This is a genomic window from Paraburkholderia flava (assembly GCF_004359985.1).
Taxonomy (GTDB): Bacteria; Pseudomonadota; Gammaproteobacteria; order Burkholderiales; family Burkholderiaceae; genus Paraburkholderia; species Paraburkholderia flava.
Genome location: NZ_SMRO01000002.1, coordinates 1616695 through 1633035, shown reverse-complemented (window position 1 = coordinate 1633035; position 16341 = coordinate 1616695). Strand labels below are relative to the sequence as shown.

Sequence of the window (16341 nt, the reverse complement as noted above, 5' to 3'; positions counted from 1 at the left end):
ATTCAATGCGCTCTGCCGTATATGCAGTTTCGTCGCTGCGACAGCGGGCCGCGAACGCCAGGTCAGCTACCGCCCGCGAGCGCCGGATCGTCGAAGAAGTAATCCTTCCAGCTGTGCGGCTCGTTGCGGATCGCGCCGATGCGATACATGAACTGCGCGAGCGGCAGCGTGTTCTGCGGCGCGATCTTGAACTGCACCTCTGGATTGCGGATGATTGTCAGCAGCAACGCACGGTCGATCTTCGCGTGATTCACGCGGATGTAGATGTCGGCGGCTGCGTCCGGATTCGCCGCGATGAAACGTGCGGCATCGGCAAGCGCATCGACGAACGCGCGATACGTCTTCGGATTGTCCGTGCGGAATTTTTCGGTCGCGTAGAGCACGGTCGCCGAACTCGGACCGCCGAGCACGTCATACGAGCTCAGCACGATATGCGCGTTCGGATTGCCGGCCAGCTCCTGCTCCTGGAACGGCGGATTGCCGAAGTGTCCGGTAATCTCCGTGCCGCCCGCGATGATCGCAGCGGCTGCGTCGGGATGCGGCATCGCCTGCGTGAAGCGGTCGAGCCGGTCGAACGATTTCTCGCCCCACTTTTTCGCCGACGCAAACTGCAGCACGCGCGACTGCACCGACACGCCGACCGCCGGCAACGCGATGCGATCCTTCTCCGTGAAATCGGCGATCGTCTTCACGCGCGGATTATTCGACACGAGGTAGTACGGCAGATTGCCGAGCGACGCGACGCCCTTCACGTTCTGCCTGCCGTGCGTACGGTCCCAGATCGTCAGCAGCGGACCGACGCCCGCGCCCGCGATATCGACCGAGCCCGACAGCAGCGCATCGTTCACCGCCGAGCCGCCGGACAACTTCAACCAGTCCACCTTTATGTCGATGCCCTGCTTGCGCCCTTCCTTCTCGATCAACTGCTGATCGCGTGCGACGTTGAGCAGCAGGTACACGACGCCGAACTGTTCGGCGACCCGGATCTGGCCTTCGGCCATCGCAGGCACAGGCACGACGACGCCAAGCGTAGCCACGCCGAACGACAGCGAAACCATCAAACGACGGACGAGCGAAGACCGCGGCGCGGTCGGACGGCGCAAGAACTGCATCGATACTCCGGGAAACGTGGAAGGATGAATCGGGCGGCCTAGAACGGCGCGTCGCCCTCGATCGTCGTGCGATACATCCGGCGCCGCAGATGGTCGGGCGTGCCGGCGGCGAGATGCATCAGCGAGCGGTTGTCCCAGAACACCATGTCGTGCTCGCGCCAGACGTGGCGGTACAGGTGTTCGGCACGCACGCTGTGCGCGAAGAGTTCTGCGAGCAGCGCGGCGCTCTCGTCGTCCGGCAGATCGACGATGCGGGTCGTGAAATGCTCGCTGACGAACAGTGCCTTGCGACCGTTTTCCGGATGCGTGCGCACAACCGGATGCACGACAGGCTTCACCTGCTCGATCTGCTCCGCCGACAGGTTCGGACGCCACGGGCTGCGCTTCTGCAGCTCCGCGTATTTCGCGAGATACGTGTGCTCCGCGCGCCGCCCTTCGACCGCGCGACGCAGATGCTCGGGCAGCGTATCCCACGCGAGATGCATGTTCGCGAACAACGTATCGCCGCCTTCCGACGGCAACTCCTGTGCGTGCAGCAGCGAGCCGAGACTCGGCGTTTCCTTGTACGACAGGTCCGAGTGCCAGAAGTGGCCGGCATCGCCGAGCCCGATCGGCTTGCCGTTCTCGACGACGTTCGACACGACCAGCACTTCCGGATGACCGGGCAACTGGAACTGATGCAGCACGTGAATCTGCAGCGGACCGAAGCGGCGACTGAATGCGATCTGCTGGTCGGGCGTGATGCGCTGATCGCGAAACACCAGCACGTGATGATCGAGGTGCGCGCGGTGAATGCGCGCGAAATCGTCGTCGGCGAGCGGCTGGTTCAGGTCGAGACCGAGCACCTCGGCGCCGACCGGGCCGTCGAACGCGCGGATCTCGATCGGCGATGCGCCGGCAGACGCTGCGCGGGTGGGCTGGGCGGAAACGGAAGCGGTCGTCACAGTGGGCTCTGGGTCGGTGTCGGGGGTATTACGTGAGTCGGTGCATGATTTCTTGCGGGACGCAGCACGTCTCGCCTCGTCAGACGTAGAATCTAACGCCGCGCGCACGCGGGAGCAACCAAGCAAATCCGATACGTTTATCTGTTGCAGTGATAAACCGGCTGTTGAACCGGATAGCAACACGATACCGGTTAACGACAAACGGCGACTGGAACCTCCCCAGCCGCCGTTTTACGGACTGCAACAAGCGCTGCGTCAACTCACGCTCAAGGCTCGTGACGCAGATACCCTTCCTTCGACGGATCGCGCATCCGCAGCGACACCAGGCCCGAAATCGCGCACAGCAGCGTGACGTACCAATAGAACATCGATTCGCTGCCCGCCTGCTTCAGCCACAGCGCGACATACTCGGCCGTGCCGCCGAACACGGCGTTCGCGACCGCATACGACAGCCCGACGCCCAGTGCGCGCACTTCCGGCGGAAACATTTCGGCCTTGATCAGACCGCTGATCGACGTATAGAAGCTGACGATCGCCAGCGCGACGATTACCAGTCCGCACGCGACGTACGGGTTCGTCACGTCTTTCAGCGTGTACAGCAGCGGCACCGTGCAGAGCGTCGCGAAGAAACCGAACAGCAGCATCGAACGACGCCGGCCGATGCGGTCCGACAATGCGCCGAACACCGGCTGCATCAGCATGTAGACGAACAGCGCGGCGGTCATCACGTTGCTGGCCGTCTTCGCGTGCATGCCGGCCGTGTTGACCAGGTACTTCTGCATGTAGGTCGTGAACGTGTAGAAGATCAACGAGCCGCCGGCCGTGAAGCCGACCACGGTCATGAACGCCGCGCGATGCTGCCACAGGCCGCGCAGCGTGCCCGCTTCCTTGCGCGCGCGGCTCTCGGCCGTGGTGGTTTCGTCGAGCGATTTGCGCAGGTACAGCGCGACGAGCGCCGCGACCGCACCGACGACGAACGGGACGCGCCAGCCCCACGCTCTCAGTTCTTCGGTGGTCAGTGTCTGTTGCAGGATCACCAGCACCAGCAGCGCACACAGCTGGCCGCCGATCAGCGTCACGTACTGGAACGACGCGAAGAAGCCGCGCCGACCTTTCAGCGCGACCTCGCTCATGTAGGTCGCACTCGTACCGTACTCGCCGCCGACCGACAACCCCTGGAACAGCCGCGCGACCAGCAGCAGCGCCGGCGCGAGCGCGCCGATCTGCGCATACGTGGGCAGCACCGCGATCACGAGCGAGCCGCCGCACATCATGAACACCGACACCATCATCGCGGTGCGTCGGCCGTGCTTGTCGGCGAGCCGGCCGAAGAACCAGCCGCCGATCGGGCGCATCAGGAAGCCCGCGGCAAACACGCCGGCAGTGTTCAGCAACTGGGTGGTCGAATTGCCGCTCGGGAAAAACGCCGGCGCGAAATACAGCGCGCAGAACGAGTACACGTAGAAATCGAACCACTCGACGAGATTGCCCGACGACGCACCGACGATCGCGAAGATGCGTCGCCGGGTGTCGTGAGCGTCGGGTGTGGCGAGTGTGGTCGGGTCGGTCTGGGTGTTCATGCTGGGAGATCCTCTGGGCTGGGCGTAAGGCAGCGGTCTGATGCCGCTTTGCCGTCTGGGCTGACGCGTCGTTGTACATTCCGTCGCGTGCGCGGAATTTTACAGAATTGCAAGGTTGGGTAGAGTCAGTATCTTGCCGGATAGGCGGGAATAACCGGATGTGGTGCCGGGCGGGTCATGACGAAGAAAAGCGACCATGAAAAAAGCCAGCCCGAAGGCTGGCTTTTTTATCGAAGCATCGAAGCGAAACGACGCTCAGAGACTCACACGTTCACACCCGCACCGTCGGCGGCACGTAGCGGCACTCGTAACGCTTCCTGACCGTCCCATTCTCGTCGACGCTTTCGAGAAACACATCGAACTGCCACAGCCGCGCCATGTGCTTCAGCACTTCTTCGCTGTCGCCGGACAGATGCCGGTTGTCACTCATGAAGTGCCGCAGCGTGAGACTGCGGTCGCCGCGCGTGTTGACCGACCACACCTGGATGTTCGGCTCGCGATGATGCATGTCGTACTGTCTCGACAGCGCCTGGCGCACGTACTGGTAACCGCTGTCGTCGTGGATCGCGGACACTTCGAGCGCATCGCGCATGTCGTCGTCGAGCACCGAGAAGAGCCGCATTTCGCGGATCAGATGCGGCGACAGGTACTGCGCGACGAAGCTTTCGTCCTTGAAGTTGCGCATCGCGTAGTGCATCGCCTGCAACCACGGGCTACCCGCCAGTTCGGGAAACCACTTGCGGTCTTCGTCGGTCGGGTTCTCGCAGATGCGGCGGATGTCGCTCATCATCGAAAAACCGAGCGCGTACGGATTGATCCCGTTGTAGTACGGCTTCGTCACGGGCGGCTGGTAGACGACGTTGCTGTGCGAATGGAGGAACTCCATCATGAAGCCGTCTTCGAGCTTGCCCTGGTTATACAGCGTGTTCAGCAGCGTGTAATGCCAGAAGGTCGCCCAGCCTTCGTTCATCACCTGAGTCTGCCGCTGCGGATAAAAATACTGGCCGATCTTGCGCACGATGCGGATCACCTCGCGTTCCCACGGCTCGAGCAGCGGCGCGTTTTTTTCCGCGAAATACAGCAGGTTTTCCTGCGGCTCCGGCGGATAGCGATCCTCGGTTTCCTCGGGCAACGGCTCGTTGCGAGCGGGCAGCGTGCGCCACAACTCGTTGATCTGCGACTGCAGATACGCCTCGCGTTCGCGCCGTGCCGCAGACTCCTTCGCGAGCGACAGTTTCTGCGGACGCTTGTAGCGATCGACACCGTAGTTCATCAACGCATGACACGAATCGAGCAGTTCCTCGACGCGATCGAGACCGAAGCGCTCCTCGCATTCGGCGATGTAGTTCTTCCCGTACACAAGGTAGTCGACGATTGCGTGCGCGTCGGTCCACAGCTTGAACAGGTAGTTGCCCTTGAAGAACGAGTTGTGTCCGTAGGCCGCGTGCGCGATGACGAGCGCCTGCATCGTCATCGTGTTCTCTTCCATCAGATACGCGATGCAGGGATTCGAATTGATGACGATCTCGTACGCGAGCCCCATCTGGCCGCGTCGATAACTTTTCTCGGTGGAAAGGAAGTGTTTGCCGAACGACCAGTGACGATAGTTGACCGGCATGCCGACGGACGCATAGGCGTCCATCATCTGCTCGGCGCTGATCAGTTCCAGCTGGATCGGGTACACGTCCAGCTCATACTGCTCTGCAACATGAGCAATATGCGTGTCGTATTCCTCGATCAGTTCGAAGGTCCAGTCGGACGGGCACGGCAACGGCCGTCGGTCGGCTACGTTCATACGGACTTCCCTTTGCCCTTTGCTGGGCATCCCGGTGGGCCCTGTGGCGGCCGTTTCGGCGTGAGGCGCTTCTCCCTCGCGATCCGGCTTGCCCTCTGACTTACCTTCAGACTTGCCCTTCTTCCCGCGCTCCGGCTGATAGCCGCGCGCTTCGTTGTGCAGATGCTTGGTAGTCATGCGGCCGCCACCTGCTTCTCGAACAGCTCCCGGAACACCGGATAGATATCCGCCGCCGTTTCCACTTTCTTCATCGCCATCTGCGGCGCGGTGGCGGCCAGCTGCGCGTATTCGAGCCACAGGTTCTGCTCTTCGGGCGTCACCTGAATATACGCAAAATAGCGCACCTTCGTCAGGATGTCATCTGCGAGGATCTTGCGGCACTTCGGCGAATCGTCGGTCCAGTTGTCGCCGTCCGAGGCCTGTGCGCCGTAAATGTTCCATTCGCTCGGCGAGTAGCGCTCGTCCATGACCTTCTGCATCAGTTCGAGCGCGCTCGACACCACTGTGCCGCCGCTTTCGGTCGAATGGAAGAACGTATCTTCGTCGACTTCCTCGGCGCGCGTGTGGTGGCGGATGAACACGACTTCAATGCGTTCGTAGTTCCGCTTCAGGAACAGGTACAGCAGGATGAAGAAACGCTTCGCGAGATCCTTGCGCTGCTCGTCCATCGAACCCGATACGTCCATCAGACAGAACATCACGGCCTGGCTCGACGGCTGCGGCTGCTTCACGCGGTTCACGTAGCGCAGATCGAACGGATCGATGAACGGGATGCGCCAGATGCGGCCGCGCAGATGATGGATCTCTTCCTCGAGCAGCTTGATTTCCTCGCGACGATCGGCCGGATCGGCCTTCATCTCGTCGAGTTTCTGTTCGAGTTCGTGCAGTTCGTTGACGAGCGGCGCACCGAGCGCGATGCGCCGGCCGAGCGCACTGCGCAGCGAACGGACGACGTCGATATTGTTCGGCGTGCCTTCGGCGGCCCAGCCCGCGCGGATGCTCTTCCATGTCGGCACCGCAAGCAGATGGGTCTTTACGAGGCGCGGCAGCTCGAGGTCGTCGAAGAAGTACTGCATGAATTCTTCGCGGCTCAGTTCGAACACGAAGTCATCCTGCCCTTCGCCTTCGTTGCTCGCGCTGCCCCCGCCGCCTCCGCCCCCACCACCCGGCGGACGCGGAATCTTGTCGCCGCGGATGTAGTCGGCGTTGCCTGGGTGCACCATTTCGCGCTTGCCGCCGGGACCATGACGGAACGACGGCTCGGCGATGTCCTTGCGAGGAATGGTGATGCTCTGGGTGTTCTGTATGTCCTTGATGCTCCGGTCGCGCACCGCCTCGGACACCGCGCGACGAATGTAATTCTTTACGCGACGCAGAAAGCGTTCACGGTTTGCAATGCTCTTGTTCTTGCCTGCCAGCCTGCGGTCGATGATTTGATGAAGCACATCCAGTCTCCCTTGATCGCGAGACGCAAGTGGCGTGCGGACTCATGTCCAGACTGCCTGCGCGTCGCAGGGCGCCCGCGCAGCGACGCCGCGCGGGCCGTACGCAACGTGTCTCATGAACAGGTCATGACGACTTGCGCACACGCAGATACCAGTCGCACAGCAACCGCACCTGCTTCGGCGTGTAGCCCTTCGCCACCATCCGGTTGACGAAGTCTTCATGCTTGCGCTGCTCTTCCGCCGAGCCCTTCGCATTGAACGAAACGACCGGCAGCAGTTCTTCCGTGTTCGAGAACATCTTCTTTTCGATCACGACGCGCAGCTTCTCGTAGCTGATCCACGCCGGGTTCTTGCCTGCATTGCCTGCACGCGCACGCAGCACGAAGTTGACGATCTCGTTGCGGAAGTCCTTCGGGTTGCTGATGCCCGCGGGCTTTTCGATCTTCTCCAGCTCCGCGTTCAGCGCCGCGCGGTCGAAGCTCTCGCCGGTGTCGTGGTCGCGGAACTCCTGGTCCTGAATCCAGAAGTCCGCATACGTGACGTAGCGATCGAAGATGTTCTGCCCATACTCGGAATACGACTCCAGGTAAGCGGTCTGAATCTCCTTGCCGATGAACTCCGCGTAGCGCGAAGCAAGCACGTCCTTGATGAACGACAGATACTTCTGTTCGGTTTCCGGCGGGAACTGCTCGCGTTCGATCTGCTGTTCGAGCACGTACATCAGATGCACCGGATTCGCCGCGACCTCGGTGGAGTCGAAGTTGAACACGCGCGACATGATCTTGAACGCGAAGCGTGTCGACACGCCGGTCATCCCTTCGTCGACACCGGCAAAGTCGCGATACTCCTGATACGACTTCGCTTTCGGATCCGTGTCCTTCAGGTTCTCGCCGTCGTACACCTGCATCTTCGAGAACAGGCTCGAATTCTCCGGCTCCTGCAGACGCGTCAGCACCGACATCTGCGCCATCATCTTCAACGTGCCCGGTGCGCACACCGCATTCGCGAGCGACGAGTTGCGGATCAGCTTCTCGTAGATCTTGATCTCTTCCGAGTAGCGCAGGCAGTACGGCACCTTCACGACGAAGATCCGGTCGAGCAGTGCTTCGTTGTTGCGGTTGTTGCGGAACGCCTTCCACTCCGACTCGTTCGAGTGCGCGAGAATCACGCCGTCGAACGGAATCGCGCCGAACCCCTCGGTGCCTTTGAAGTTACCTTCCTGTGTCGCGGTGAGCAGCGGATGCAGCACCTTGATCGGCGCCTTGAACATTTCGACGAATTCGAGCAGCCCCTGATTCGCGAGACACAGGCCGCCCGAGTAGCTGTATGCGTCGGCATCGTCCTGCGCATACTGTTCGAGCTTGCGGATGTCGACCTTACCGACCAGCGAAGAAATATCCTGATTGTTTTCGTCGCCCGGTTCGGTCTTCGCGATACCGATCTGCCGCAGGATTGACGGATAGCGGCGCACGACGCGGAACTTGCGGATGTCGCCGTTGTACTCGTGCAGGCGCTTCACCGCCCACGGGCTCAGAATGCTTTTGAGGTAGCGGCGCGGAATGCCGTACTGCTCTTCGAGAATCGGACCGTCTTCGTCGTAGTCGAACAGCCCGAGCGGCGATTCGTTGACGGGCGAGCCCTTGATTGAATAGAACGGCACGCGCTCCATCAACTGCTTCAAACGCTCGGCAATCGACGACTTGCCGCCGCCCACCGGTCCAAGCAGATAGAGAATCTGTTTCTTTTCCTCGAGCCCCTGGGCTGCATGCCGGAAGTACGACACGACCTGCTCGATGACTTCTTCCATTCCGTAGAACTCACGGAATGCGGGGTACACCTTGATCACCTTGTTCGCGAAGATGCGCGACGTGCGCGGATCGTTGCGAGTGTCGATCTGTTCCGGTTCCCCGATTGCCGTCAACATGCGTTCGCCCGATGTGGCGTACGCGGCGGGATTGTCTTTGCAGAGCGCGAGATACTCCTCGAGCGAGAGTTCATCTTCTCGCGTTTTCTCGAAGCGGGTCGCGAAACTGCTGTAGATATCCATGCTACCTCCTCGCCGAAGTCTGGATCGATGTCGTGCGCGGCGCGCTATTCGGAAACGACATCGCTCGAATTCATCCTAAACCCTTTTAAAATTTTTTTCACGAACTACGTTACGAAAAACAGGACTCTCTAGACCCCGTGACAATCCTCTCTTGGAAACACGGAATCGCTCACATACAATCTTCCGTCCAGGCTGCGTAAAAAGCGCATCGATCGCGACGGTCTTCGCTGCTGTCGCATGCGAAATGTTCTTCGTCGCGGCGTCGGTCGCACCACCCGCCGTACTATCGATGCCGTTGTAACACTTCGCTCTCACGTCTGCTCCGCTCGCGGCATCATTTCTTCCTGAACGCGCGACGCCCCACTTTCGTGGACATCGCTACACGCCGTTACAACTCCGCGTCCTCGCATCGCATATCGATGTGACATACAACGTTAAACAGATCGACAGCGCGGTTTCATCCACCACGGCACGCGCTCTGGAGATTCGTCCGTGCGCCGCGCATTTCGTTCAACGGTATTTCGTTCGGCAATGTGCGCGCCGATAACCACGCGACAGACAGGGTCGCGCGTGCTTCTGCCTGCCTTATCGGCGGGCATCTCGATATACGGTATAGGTGTAAGTACGGCGGCGGGTGTGACCCGTGCGACCACCACCGTGTCGCCGCTGCGCGGCATGCGCGCAGCCGGTAAAAATAATCAGCGGCTCAGGTGAGCTCGATTTCGACTTCGCCGAGGCCGTCGATATGGCCGTGCACGATGCCGGGCCGGTCGAGCGCGTGTGCGCCGACGTAAGAGCCCGTCGTGATCGTCCAGTCGGGCTCGATCGTGATGCCCATCGCGGCGCAATGGTTGACGAACCACACCAGCAGCTCGCGCGGATCGCCTGCTGGATTGCCGACGGTGTCGGCGGCGAGCGGTACACCGTCGAACGTCAATTCGAGTACCGGCGACACGAAATCGAACTGCCGCGCAAAACCCGCATACGGCAGCGCCTGTCCGGTCACGAGCGCGCCGTTGTTCTGCGCATCGGCCAGTTGCGCGAGCGGCGCGACATTCTTTGGCCACTCGGCAAACCGGCTGTCGACGATCTCGATCGCCGGCAGCACGGCGCCTACCCGCGCAAGCACTTCGTCGCGTGCATAGGCTTCGCCGCGGGGCGCGATCGGTTCGGCAAAACGGAACGCGATCTCCAGTTCGACCAGCACGCGAAAGAAGCCGCCATACGCACTGCGGGCCGGCGACGCGAGCACCAGCGGTGCCGGAATCGGCGCACCACCGGCCGCACCGCCGGGCGATCGCGCGCCGATTTTCCACGCACCCGTCGACGTGTCCAGCCCGGCGATCACCGCCTGCTGGATCGCATACGCGGTGGCCGCGTCGGGCGGCACGTCGTCCGCGCGCAATGCGTCGATCAGCCGGTGCTGGCGGCGAGCCTCGACGAGGCGAAGCGCGAGATCCTGATGCATCATGTCGATCCTTTGGGGCGAGCGGGCGGGCACGGAATCAAACCGCCGCGTGGCTGGCGACGGTTCGAATGCGGCGGTGCACGACGGCAACCGCGCCCGTCAATGTACCGGAACCGGGGTCGCTCCAGGGGGCCACGGTTCATTCAGCCCATGAAAAAAGACCGGGGTTGCGATGGGTGTCCCGATGGGTGCCCATTCACAAACCCGGTCTTTCGACGCTGCTTTAACGCTTCGCGGATTATCCCGACTGTCCGATCGATCGTCGCCGATTCATTCCGATTGTTCCGTCGCAACGGCTATCTGTGCGCGATGTCGGTGCATGCGGCTGCGATCGCATCGCGGCGTCAGAAGGTCTCCCAATCGCGGTCGCTTCCGGCGCTTCCAGCGGTAACCAGTGCTGGCGCGGTCGCCGGCGCGATCGTCGTTGCAGCACCGGCTGCCGCGAATGCTGCAGGCTTGCGCGTCGCGGGCCTTACCGCTGCCCGCGCCGGCGCAGGCGTTCTCTTGACGGCTCGCGCCGCCTGCGCACCCGCATGCAACGGCTCCTGTGTCGTGCCGGTATCGTCCAGCTGGAACACCGCAACCGCCTGGCGCAGCTTCGATGCCTGATCTTCAAGCGATTGCGCAGCGGCGGCCGCTTCTTCGACGAGCGCAGCATTCTGCTGGGTGACCTCGTCCATCTGCGTGACGGCGCGCGCGACCTGGTCGATGCCACCACTCTGCTCGCCCGACGCGGCCGCGATCTCGCCCATGATGTCGGTCACGCGCTGCACTGCACCGATGATCTCCGTCATCGTGCGGCCCGCGTCGTCGACGAGCGCCGAGCCGGATTGCACGCGCTCGACCGACGTGTCGATCAGCTCCTTGATTTCCTTCGCCGCCGCCGACGAACGCTGCGCCAGACTGCGCACCTCGCCCGCGACGACCGCGAAGCCGCGCCCTTCCTCGCCCGCGCGCGCCGCTTCGACCGCCGCGTTCAGCGCGAGGATGTTGGTCTGGAACGCAATGCCCTCGATGATCGAGATGATGTCCGCGATCTTCGCCGAGCTCTGGTTGATGTCGCCCATCGTGCCGACCACCTGACCCACCACTGCGTTGCCGCGATTCGCGATCTCCGATGCGTTCGCCGCGAGCGCGCTCGCCTGGCGGGCGTTGTCCGCGTTCTGCTTCACGGTGCCGGTCAGTTCTTCCATGCTCGACGCCGTCTGTTGCAACGCCGAGGCCTGTTCCTCGGTGCGCGACGACAGATCGATGTTGCCCGCGGCGATCTGCCGCGTCGCGGTCGCGATCGATTCGCTGCCCACGCGCACCGAGCGCACCGTCGCGATCAGGCTGCGCTGCATCTTGTCGATGCCTGCGAGCAACTGCCCCATTTCGTCGCGCGTGCGGACGACGACCGGCCGGCGCAGGTCGCCAGCGGCGATCGACTCGAAATGCGCGAGCGCGTCGGCGAGCGGCACGCCGATTGCACGGCGCAACGCCCAGTACGAGAAGAACGCTGCGAGCAGCCCGGCGATCAGTGCGCCGATGCTGACTGCACGGAACACGCTGAAAGCGGACTGTGCGTCCGTATAACCTCCCTCTGCCTGCGTGAACTGGAGCTGGCGCAGCGCATCGTCGGCAACCGCCAGTTCGTTGTAGCCCTTCTGCAGACGCTTCGCGTTGTCGATCAGCTTGGTCTGGTCGTTAGCGGCGACCATCGCGGCGAACGTGTCCATCGATTGATGCAGCGCATCGCGTTTCGCGACGACGGCTTGCGCGAGACGGTCTTCTTCGGCGTCGCGGGGCAACGCGAGGTATTTTTTCCACCAGTCGTCGGAGGTTGCGCGCATCAGCTTCGCGCGCTCAAGCGTCGGTGCGGCCTCGGGCGTGTTCATCATGAACGCGGCGCGGTCGAGTGCGAGACGTTCGCGCGCCGCGTACATCTCCGCACCGTCGATGGCGACTGCACTGGGCATCTGGTTAGTGAAGGTGTCACGGTACGCGTCGTTCGAATTGCTCATGCCGACGAGCCCCAGTACACCGAGCGCAATCAGCAGCACGGCGAGAAAACTCACCGTGAGCCCGATGCGAGCCTTGATGGAAATGCCCTTGTTCATGTTCTTCCCTCTGAGAGTGATCTGCGAATAAATGCGCGGCGCATTGTGTGACGCTCTACGCGCGTTTACGGCCTGCTCGGGGTGAACTTGAAGCTTCTATATGGTCCGACGAATTCGCGCGGGTGCGCGAGTACAACTTACAAAATCCTACACATCAATGGTGGCCGGACTCGCGGCGGCAAACGTTGTCGGGGCCACGGAAAATGAAGACCGTGGCCCCGTTTCGATCAAAGCGTCGCGTGTGAATTCGCGCGACTCGGTTCGCGCTCTTCAATCACGCGTTCGAATGCGTTCGATATGGCGTCACCACGGAATCGTTTCGTTTTCCCAGCGCGTGAACGAACCAGTCGGACTGTCCGAGCCCGGCAGCGCGAGACGCACGATCTCGCGCGCGCCCTGCTCGACGGTGTCGGTCCCCTCGTAACCGTTGAGGTTCGTCTTCGTAAAACCCGGCGACACCGCGTGGACCTTGATGCCGTCCGGCTCCAGTTCGATCGCCATCGCGAGCGTCAGTGCGTTGAGCGCGGTCTTCGACGCCGGATAGACCGGGCCGAAGATCGAGCGATGCGCGTACGCCGGATTCGAGTTTTGCGTCAGCGAGCCGGCGCCGCTCGACACGTTGACGATGCGCGCGGCCCTGGCCTTGCGCAGCAGCGGCAACATCGCCTGATAGACGGCGACGACGCCGAACACGTTGGTGTCCCACACCGCGCGCATTTCGTCGATGGACACGTTGCTCGGCAGCGTCGTCTTCACGTAGTCGTCGAGGGACTGGCCGGGCTGCTTGCTCGTGTTCGAGATCGCCGCGTTGTTGATCAGCACGTCGAGGCGGCCGAATTCCATGCCGATCAGCGCAGCGGCATCGGTAATCGAAGCGTGGTCCGTCAAGTCGAGCTGCAGCGCGTGTGCGTCCGGCCCGACTTCTTTTGCGGCGGCCTTGCCGCGCGCCAGATCGCGCGATCCGACGAGCACGGTGAAGCCGTGTCCGGCGAGATCCTTCGCGATCTGCAAACCGATTCCCTGATTGGCGCCGGTGATCAGCGCGATGGGTTTGTCCTGCATGTCTTTCTCCGGGTTGTGCGAATGTGATGCGATGGCGGTGTGACTGAGGTTCAGCCGGCCTCCGCGCCCCACAGTTCGGCGTCGGCGCCGGCCGGGATGCGCATCGGCGACGACGGATCGGTTGCCGCGCGCCATACGGCTTCGGCGACGTCCTGCGAGTGGGTGACGGGCGAAGACGTGTCCTGCAGCCGCGCAAAGACCGCCTTGACGGTATCGGCATACGCTTCGTGGTCGAGGCCGACCATCCGCGCGCCTGCGTTCTCGCCGAAGCGTGTCTCGGGCGAGCGGCCCGGCAACACGAGACGCGCCCGCACGCCGAACGGCTCGAGTTCAAGCGCCATCGATTCGGTGAACGCGTTCACCGCTGCCTTGCTCGCACGGTACGCGGCGATCAGCGGCAACGGCCTGTACGTCACGCTCGACGTGACGTTCACGACGACACCGGCCCGGCGCTCCCGGAACTGCGGCAGCACCGCCTGCGTCAATGCGATCGTGCCGATGGTGTTGGTCTCGAACAGCTCACGCACGGTCGGGATCGGCACGAACTCGACCGGCGATGCCGCACCGAAACCCGCGTTGTTGACTAGAACGTCGATCGGGCCGGCAGCCTCGACGGCATCGCGGATGCTGTCGGAATTCGTGACGTCGAGCGGCAGCACGCGCAGACGGTCCGAAGCCGGCAGCACGTCGGCGGTCGGCGTGCGCATCGTCGCAATGACGTGCCAGTCGCGGGCGAGGAAATAACGGGCGATCTCGAGGCCGAAGCCGGACGAGCAGCCGGTAATCAGAACAGTAGGCATGGAGGTTCCTGTTGGGGTGGACGTGTACCCCTACGATAGAGCGCCGAACCCGTACTTGCTACAATCCAGAATCCGAATTTCATTTGCAGGAGTCCGGCAATGATCGATCCATTAGCCGAAGTGGTGACGCTGCTGCAGCCGGGCGCGCGGTTCTCCAAACTCGTCTTCGGCGCGAGTCCGTGGCGTGTCAGTCGTTCGGATGCGGGGGAGCCGTTCTATTGCGTGGTCCTCGACGGCGGCTGCCGGATGGCGATGGACGGACACGAGCCGATCGAGCTGCTGGCCGGCGACTTCGTGCTGGTTCCGGCGGCCTACGGCGTCGCGATGTCGAGTCTCGTGCCACCACCACCCGATGTCGAGACGGCGAGGCCCGTCGCGCTCGGCGTCGGCGAGTACCGGATCGGCGCGCCGGACAATCCGGTCGACGCACGCATGATGGCCGGCCACTGCAGCTTCGGTTCGCCGGATGCGGCGCTGCTCGTGTCGCTGTTGCCGCAACTCGTGCACGTGCGCGGCGAACAGCGGCTGGCGACGCTCGTGGATCTGGTCCGGGAGGAATCGCGCGAGCAGCGGCCGGCGCGCGAAGTCGTGCTGTCGCGATTGCTGGAGGTGCTGCTGATCGAAGCGTTGCGGTCGGCGGGAACGAACGCGTCGCCGGGTCTGGTGCGCGGACTCGCCGATGCCCGGCTCGCGGCCGCGATCCGCGTCATGCACGAACGCCCGACCCACGCGTGGACCGTCGCCGAACTCGCGAAGGAAGCCGCGCTGTCGCGTTCGACGTTTTTCGAACGCTTCAGCCGCGCGGTCGGCATTGCGCCGATGGAATATCTGCTGACCTGGCGGATGGCGCTCGCGAAGGATCTGCTGCGTCGTAACGAAGGCAGGGTCGCCGAGATTGCGCTGCGGGTCGGCTACAGTTCGGCGAGCACGTTCAGCGTCGCGTTCACCCGGCACGTCGGCCAGCCGCCGACGCAGTACGCGCGGGAACAGGCGGCTGGGGTTGCGGATGTCGCGTGAGGCAACGCATGCGGGTCATACAGAATCGGCGTTCAGCCTTCGACTTCATCCCGCGTCGGAATCGACGGCTGCGCACCCGCACGCGTCACCGAGATCGCCGCAGCCCGTTGCGCGAAGCGGATCGCGTCGTCCACGGCCGCGCCTCGCGCCAGCTGCGCCGCGAGACCGCCGATAAACGTATCGCCCGCAGCCGTCGTATCGACCGCTTCGACACGCGGCGCCGCGTAGTGCTGCGTCGTGCCGTCCGCGAGCGCCACCTGCACGCCCTGCGCGCCGAGCGTGACCAGCACGTTGCGCGCGCCGGCCGTGCGTAACGCAGTGGCTGCCACGGCGGCGTCAGCCGGCGACGTCACCGGCAGACCAGTCAGCGTCGCTGCTTCGAGTTCGTTCGGAATCAGATAGTCGATCAACGAAAACCATGCGGTCGGCAGCGGCCCGACCGCAGGCGCGGGATTCAGGATCGTCGTCTTGCCGAGCCGGCGCGCGGTGGCGAGCGTCGCTTCGACGGCTGCGTCCGGCGTTTCGAGCTGGCACACGACGACGTCGGCCGCCGCGAGCACCGCCTCGTGCCGTGCGATAGTCGCGGGCGTCACTTCGCCGTTGCTGCCCGCGACGATCACGATCGCGTTCTGACTGCCGTCGTCGACGACGATCAGCGCGACACCCGTCGACGCATGCTCGCTCGTCTCGAGCGCCGCGCAGTCGATCCCTTCCGCTTCGAGCCCCGCGCGCAGTTGCGCGCCATTCGCATCGGCACCGACGCAACCGATCATCGCGACCTGCGCGCCGAGTCGCGCCGCCGCGACTGCCTGATTGCCGCCCTTGCCGCCGGCCACCTGCGCGAACGCGTGGCCCGCGAGCGTTTCGCCGGGACGCGGCAGGCGCGGGGCGCGCGCCACGAGGTCCATATTCAGACTACCGGCCACGGCCACCCGGCCGTGCGCTGCATTGTTCGTCACGTCATTCTCCTGC

At 63.3% G+C, this 16341-nt stretch carries 12 protein-coding genes; 1 reads left to right on the top strand and 11 read right to left on the bottom strand.

Annotation, left to right across the window (positions count from 1 at the left end):
- Window positions 1-62: 62 nt before the first annotated feature.
- From E1748_RS18780 to E1748_RS18735, 10 genes are all read right to left on the bottom strand, one after another.
- A complete protein-coding gene (locus E1748_RS18780; RefSeq protein ID WP_420819342.1) occupies window positions 63-1058 on the bottom strand; it encodes an ABC transporter substrate-binding protein in 996 nt (331 codons plus the stop codon).
- Window positions 1059-1150: 92 nt separating this feature from the next.
- Window positions 1151-2056: a TauD/TfdA dioxygenase family protein gene (locus E1748_RS18775; RefSeq protein ID WP_133648663.1), complete on the bottom strand. Its 906-nt coding sequence runs from the start codon at window positions 2054-2056 to the stop codon at window positions 1151-1153.
- A 266-nt stretch (window positions 2057-2322) separates the two neighbouring features.
- Window positions 2323-3636, bottom strand: a complete 1314-nt coding sequence (locus E1748_RS18770) for an MFS family transporter (protein WP_133648662.1) — start codon at window positions 3634-3636, stop codon at window positions 2323-2325.
- A 271-nt stretch (window positions 3637-3907) separates the two neighbouring features.
- Window positions 3908-5608 carry a SpoVR family protein gene (locus E1748_RS18765; RefSeq protein WP_133648661.1) on the bottom strand — a complete coding sequence of 567 codons (1701 nt, stop codon included), beginning with the start codon at window positions 5606-5608 and terminating at the stop codon, window positions 3908-3910.
- Window positions 5605-6876: a YeaH/YhbH family protein gene (locus E1748_RS18760; protein WP_133648660.1), complete on the bottom strand. Its 1272-nt coding sequence runs from the start codon at window positions 6874-6876 to the stop codon at window positions 5605-5607. Before E1748_RS18760 ends, E1748_RS18765 begins: the two co-directional genes overlap by 4 nt.
- Before the next feature lie 124 nt (window positions 6877-7000).
- Window positions 7001-8923: a PrkA family serine protein kinase gene (locus tag E1748_RS18755; RefSeq protein WP_133648659.1), complete on the bottom strand. Its 1923-nt coding sequence runs from the start codon at window positions 8921-8923 to the stop codon at window positions 7001-7003.
- A gap of 706 nt (window positions 8924-9629) precedes the next feature.
- Complete coding sequence (locus E1748_RS18750) at window positions 9630-10394, bottom strand: 2-keto-4-pentenoate hydratase (protein ID WP_133648658.1); 765 nt, start codon at window positions 10392-10394, stop codon at window positions 9630-9632.
- Window positions 10395-10735: 341 nt separating this feature from the next.
- Window positions 10736-12490 carry a methyl-accepting chemotaxis protein gene (locus tag E1748_RS18745; RefSeq protein WP_133648657.1) on the bottom strand — a complete coding sequence of 585 codons (1755 nt, stop codon included), beginning with the start codon at window positions 12488-12490 and terminating at the stop codon, window positions 10736-10738.
- 303 nt (window positions 12491-12793) lie between these two features.
- Complete coding sequence (locus E1748_RS18740; RefSeq protein ID WP_133648656.1) at window positions 12794-13552, bottom strand: SDR family NAD(P)-dependent oxidoreductase; 759 nt, start codon at window positions 13550-13552, stop codon at window positions 12794-12796.
- 50 nt (window positions 13553-13602) lie between these two features.
- Window positions 13603-14352, bottom strand: a complete 750-nt coding sequence (locus E1748_RS18735) for an SDR family oxidoreductase (RefSeq protein WP_133648655.1) — start codon at window positions 14350-14352, stop codon at window positions 13603-13605.
- A gap of 99 nt (window positions 14353-14451) precedes the next feature.
- On the opposite strand from E1748_RS18735, the gene E1748_RS18730 reads away from it, so the two are divergent.
- Window positions 14452-15369: an AraC family transcriptional regulator gene (locus E1748_RS18730; protein ID WP_133648654.1), complete on the top strand. Its 918-nt coding sequence runs from the start codon at window positions 14452-14454 to the stop codon at window positions 15367-15369.
- A gap of 32 nt (window positions 15370-15401) precedes the next feature.
- Here E1748_RS18730 and rbsK read toward each other — a convergent pair whose 3' ends face one another.
- Window positions 15402-16328, bottom strand: a complete 927-nt coding sequence (rbsK, locus tag E1748_RS18725) for a ribokinase (protein ID WP_276324126.1) — start codon at window positions 16326-16328, stop codon at window positions 15402-15404.
- Window positions 16329-16341: the final 13 nt, after the last annotated feature.

What these genes read in the sequence shown, in the direction of transcription:
- E1748_RS18770 (WP_133648662.1), bottom strand. Translation starts at nt 3,636, where the DNA reads ATGAACACCCAGACCGACCCGACCACACTCGCCACACCCGACGCTCAC.
- E1748_RS18750 (WP_133648658.1), bottom strand. Translation starts at nt 10,394, where the DNA reads ATGATGCATCAGGATCTCGCGCTTCGCCTCGTCGAGGCTCGCCGCCAG.
- E1748_RS18755 (WP_133648659.1), bottom strand. Translation starts at nt 8,923, where the DNA reads ATGGATATCTACAGCAGTTTCGCGACCCGCTTCGAGAAAACGCGAGAA.
- E1748_RS18730 (WP_133648654.1), top strand. Translation starts at nt 14,452, where the DNA reads ATGATCGATCCATTAGCCGAAGTGGTGACGCTGCTGCAGCCGGGCGCG.
- E1748_RS18735 (WP_133648655.1), bottom strand. Translation starts at nt 14,352, where the DNA reads ATGCCTACTGTTCTGATTACCGGCTGCTCGTCCGGCTTCGGCCTCGAG.
- E1748_RS18765 (WP_133648661.1), bottom strand. Translation starts at nt 5,608, where the DNA reads ATGACTACCAAGCATCTGCACAACGAAGCGCGCGGCTATCAGCCGGAG.
- E1748_RS18740 (WP_133648656.1), bottom strand. Translation starts at nt 13,552, where the DNA reads ATGCAGGACAAACCCATCGCGCTGATCACCGGCGCCAATCAGGGAATC.
- E1748_RS18745 (WP_133648657.1), bottom strand. Translation starts at nt 12,490, where the DNA reads ATGAACAAGGGCATTTCCATCAAGGCTCGCATCGGGCTCACGGTGAGT.
- E1748_RS18780 (WP_420819342.1), bottom strand. Translation starts at nt 1,058, where the DNA reads ATGGTTTCGCTGTCGTTCGGCGTGGCTACGCTTGGCGTCGTCGTGCCT.